The 2,287-nt window shown below is 62.2% G+C and carries 1 protein-coding gene; it reads right to left on the bottom strand.

Annotated elements, in window-relative coordinates:
• Positions 1–59: 59 nt before the first annotated feature.
• Positions 60–1,925, bottom strand: a complete 1,866-nt coding sequence (locus ACGLHR_RS51445; protein ID WP_400103795.1) for a TonB-dependent siderophore receptor — start codon at positions 1,923–1,925, stop codon at positions 60–62.
• Positions 1,926–2,287 lie beyond the last annotated feature (362 nt).

Raw genomic sequence — 2,287 nt, 5'->3', positions numbered from 1 at the left:
CCGCACTGCTTGCCCGCCTTGAACGGTGCCCGTGCTGCGGTCGGAAAACCGAGTAGTTGTTAACACAGTAGTACTAGCGGCATTGCGTCCTCTCTGATCGCCAGGAGGCTCGCGCTTACCTTGGGGATGTTGGTCAGGCGCGTGCCCACGGCAATTGCGTTGTCCTCCATCACTTTGGCGTTGATGAGGGCGAAACTGCCACTAACGCGCCAGTGCGTGTCGAGTTGGCCGAACGCATCGAGCTCCAGTCCGCGGCTTTGTACCTCGCCTGCAGCCACGCTGAAGTTGGCATTGGTGGGGCTGCGGGTCAGCACGTTTTGCTTGACGATATCGAACACAGCCAGCGTCGCACCCAGCCGCTGGTCGGCAGACTGCCACTTTGCGCCGGCCTCCAGCGCCCGGCCGTGCTGCGGGTCGAAGGCATTCCCCGCCTCGGCCACGCCGCTGTTGGGACGGAAGGACTTCCCCAGCGACAGGTAGAGCGAGGTCTGCGCGCCCGGCAGCCAAGTCAGGCCCACGCGTGGCGACACCGCGCTCTGACTTTGGCTGGTGGATTTCGCCGTGATCAGGTTGTCCACCGTCTGGTGATAGTTGTCCAGCCGCACGCCGGCAAGTAGCTTCCATTGTTCGGAGAGGTCGATCTGGTCCTGCAGGTACACACCGAGGTTGCGCTGATTCTCCCGGGTGCTGATGCTCAGCGCCACCGGCGGCTGCGCCTGGCCGTACACCGGCTGGTAGATGTCGATAGCATACGGGTTGGATGCAACACTGGAGTAGGCGATATCCATGCCCATATAGAGGCGCGAGGCTTCCACTCCCGCCAGCACAGTGTGCCCCAGACCACCGGTCTGGAACCTGCCTTCCACTTCGGCCTGTGCCGAGGTGTCCCGCGATGGCAGGCTGCGCCAGCTGTTGCGGCGGGTCAGGGTGCGACCATCGGCTAGCAGGCTGCCAAACTCTGCGGCTTCGCCGTAGAAGCCCGATTCCTTGTAGCTCATGCCGATGCGTGTGCGCCAGCCAGGAGCCAGTTCACGGTCCAGTGTGAGCTGATGGGTGTCGCTGGACAGATGCAGATTGGGGTCCCCTGGTTCGCCCAAGACGCGGTCGCGAGGCAGGTCGATGCGGCCGTTGACGTTGATCAGGCCCCGGTCCAGCGGCGTGCGCGCGCGCATGAACTCGCCCTCGTACTGCAGCAGCGTCTTGTTGTCGATTACCCACGCAAAGGCAGGGGCTACGAGGTACTTGCTGTTGTCGAGCAGCGAGCTGCGGCTGGCCCCGTCTTCGGCCATTACATTGAGCCGATAGGCCACGTTCTCCGTGATTGGGCCGGTGCTGTCCAGCGCCGCGCGCCGGAAACCGAGCGTGCCGATACTCAGGTCTGCGGTATTGGCCCGGGTGAACTGCGGCTTCTTGGTAACGATGTTGATGGTGCCGCCGGGTTCGCTGCTGCCATAGAGCGCTGCAGCTGGGCCTTTCAGGAACTCGAACCGATCCACAGTGGCAGTGTCTCGCATTGGGTTATAGCCGCGGGCACCGGGGAAGCCATTGACCAGGAAACCCATATCGGTGCTGCTGAAGCCGCGGATCGCGTAATTGTCCCAGGTACCACCAAAATCGTTCAGGCGGGCAATACCGCTGACATAGTCCACGGTTTCGGACAAGCGCGTTGCACCCAGGTCGTCGATCAGTTGCGAAGTCACGACGCGAACCGACTGCGGTACCTCGTGTAGCGGCGTTTCTGTTCGGGTGGCGCCGCTCGCGACGGATGGCATGTACCCGCCAGTGCTGGCACTGACGCGCACTTCAGGCAGTTCCGTCGGTGCGGCCGCGTCCTGCGATGCGGCGTGGACGGCCTGGGCAACGGGGAGCAGCGCGAGGCCGGCATGCCAGGCGAAGCGGCGAACGGAAAATGGGAAAACAACCATGACGGCAATCAAGAAAACATCAACCGTCTAATGTACCCAATTAAATACGATTGATTCTCATTCCATATGTTTTGAAAGGGATTGCTGTTGAGCGACCAAACTTGTGGTAACGGCTGTGCCGGCGCAGCTACAGAGTCGAGATGCGCTGGGCGCCGGAGGGGAATGACGCTGGCGAATACGCCCGTCTAGGTGCTCAGCATCTGAATCGCTGCGTCCGAGTATACGTGCGGCCGCCCCCGCCTGGGCGATGTGTCCTCGGGCGCCGTGCCCAGTACGCCTTCGTCAATCGTAAGCGCGAAAATAAGCACACCTAGCTTTTGCTGCTGAGAGTGGGCAGGCTTGCGTCCGCAACCACTATTTGC

This window comes from Cupriavidus sp. CuC1 (assembly GCF_044627735.1).
GTDB classification, from domain to species: Bacteria; Pseudomonadota; Gammaproteobacteria; order Burkholderiales; family Burkholderiaceae; genus Cupriavidus; species Cupriavidus ulmosensis.
The sequence above is the reverse complement of the archived record's forward strand: the minus strand, read 5'-3'. Positions and strand labels throughout refer to the sequence as shown.